This window comes from Acinetobacter sp. 809848, from assembly GCF_000581275.1.
Taxonomy (GTDB): domain Bacteria; phylum Pseudomonadota; class Gammaproteobacteria; order Pseudomonadales; family Moraxellaceae; genus Acinetobacter; species Acinetobacter pittii.
Genome location: NZ_JEXG01000115.1, coordinates 1 through 2047, shown reverse-complemented (window position 1 = coordinate 2047; position 2047 = coordinate 1). Strand labels below are relative to the sequence as shown.

Sequence of the window (2047 nt, the reverse complement as noted above, 5' to 3'; positions counted from 1 at the left end):
AAGTGGATCCGTATTTTCCTAGCAATCATTGGTTCGATTTTATTTCTAGATGGATTAGTTCTAATTTGTCTCAATAAAATTAATGTAGGCACCGTTATTCCTTTAATTTTAGGTGCTTTCTTCTGCCTATATTCCTTATTTTATTATCATTTAGAACGCTTTTTCTTCTATCACTATCGCTTACACACACTTTGGCGTTTTGGATGGTTATGCTTCTGGATATGGTTAATTGGCTTAGGCTATTTTTTTAGCTTTATTAAAGAAAATAAAGATACTTCAAATAATATTCCTCCAGTAAAAGCAATTATTGTCTTAGGAAGCGGTGTTGAGAATGGTCAGCCCTCCACAATTCTTGCAAAGCGCTTAGATACGGCCGCCCCTTTAGCCCTAAAACAGCAGCAGGCACACATTGTTCTAACAGGTGGTCTTGATTTTTCAGAAAAAGAAAGCGAAGCATTGGTTATGTCTCGTTATCTTGAACAAAAGTATCATATCGCAAGAGATCAAATGATTCTTGAAGATAAAAGTACCAGCACAGAGCTTAACTTAAAAAATAGTAAACCCTTATTAGAACAGCATCACATTACCTTAGAGCAGCCAATCGCTATTGTGACAAGTGATTTTCATATTCCTCGAGCAATAGCAATTGCAAAAAAACAGGGCTATACCCAAGTTTATGGGGTAGCGGCAGAAACACCATTAGCTAATCGCTACAATGCATGGTTACGTGAATATTTCGCATATGCAAGTGGATGGATTTTAAACGAATATTAAAAAATAATTTAATCGGAAAACTGCTATTTAAAAAAATAGCAGTTTTTTTTGTGAAAATATTAGTGATCGGTACAAATACAAAGTTGATATTAGCTAGAACTAGTAATTACAGGCTAGATACTTATCTTTAACCACTAGTAACACAATTTAATGAGGTTGAGGAATCCCATCAAAAGCATGAAGAAACACCAATGCTAAAAAATTAAAAAACTAGCGATCAATAAAAAGAATAACTTAAAGATATAAGGACTTTAATTTTAGAATAGAAAAGTTGTATCTACACTGAGTCACATAGTAAATAAATTTACATGTAAGTATAAGATATTTATAGATGAGTATAAATTTAGGGAATTTTAAATTTCTGATAGAAATTATGGTGGGCGCTGACGGGATCGAACCGCCGACATTCTGCTTGTAAGGCAGACGCTCTACCAACTGAGCTAAGCGCCCTTAACGTCTTCATCGTTTGTGAGGTGCATTATAGAGAATCTTTAACAGGTGTCAAACGCTTTTCGACAACTTTTCAAAAAAATGCGAATGAATGATTAAAAATAAGTCATTATTAAGTAAAAAACAATTTTTTGTATTTTATTTAAGCACTTATTTTAATATTTTGATCATTCAGCTAATTAAATAAAAATTTTTAAAATCTTATTTTAGGTTAAAGATTGCTCAGACAAATAAACCAATGCATCTTCAGCGACTAAATCAAACAGTTCAATGATTTCTTCATTACGCATTCGAATACAGCCATGTGACATGGGAACGCCCATCGGTTCTTTATCAGGAGTGCCATGAATATAGATATAACGCTGCATGGTGTCATGACCTTCGCCTTTATTAAAGCCTTCTTCTAAGCCATCTAACCAAAGAATACGTGACAATATCCAATCTCTTTCAGGGAATTGTGCTGCTAGTTCACTACTATAGACCTCCCCTGTGGGCTTACGTGCAATAAAAACCGCATTTTGAGGAGATTGTGCACCAATTTTTTTTGCAACCCTATGCCATCCACGTGGAGTCCTACCAGTATTCTCTTGCTCACCGATTCCGTTCTTTCCGGTAGAAATGACATAAAATTTATTATGTTTAGGCAAAGTTAATGTTTGATTTGCTAAATCGATGAGGACATCTACATCTTCGAGCTTAAATTGAGACATTGAACTTATTCTCTTATATCAACTCAAATACTTTGAGTTTAAGTAAAAATTTATATGAAGAACTTGTCTTGCGCCAAAATTAAAAGATTATCAATCTTCTCTTATCTACGCGC

Annotated in this window: 2 protein-coding genes and 1 tRNA gene; 1 reads left to right on the top strand and 2 read right to left on the bottom strand. The window is 34.0% G+C overall.

The annotated features are described in order from the left end of the window. Positions 1-774 (top strand): YdcF family protein (locus J536_RS24030; protein WP_032064239.1); only part of this gene is annotated, 774 nt, incomplete at its 5' end. Between the two features lie 374 nt (positions 775-1148). Here J536_RS24030 and J536_RS24025 read toward each other — a convergent pair. Together J536_RS24025 and elsL are read right to left on the bottom strand one after the other, a co-directional pair. Then, positions 1149-1224: transfer RNA gene (locus tag J536_RS24025), tRNA-Val, on the bottom strand. A 206-nt stretch (positions 1225-1430) separates the two neighbouring features. Then, positions 1431-1934: a cell wall-recycling L,D-carboxypeptidase ElsL gene (gene elsL, locus J536_RS24020; protein WP_032062551.1), complete on the bottom strand. Its 504-nt coding sequence runs from the start codon at positions 1932-1934 to the stop codon at positions 1431-1433. Positions 1935-2047: the final 113 nt, after the last annotated feature.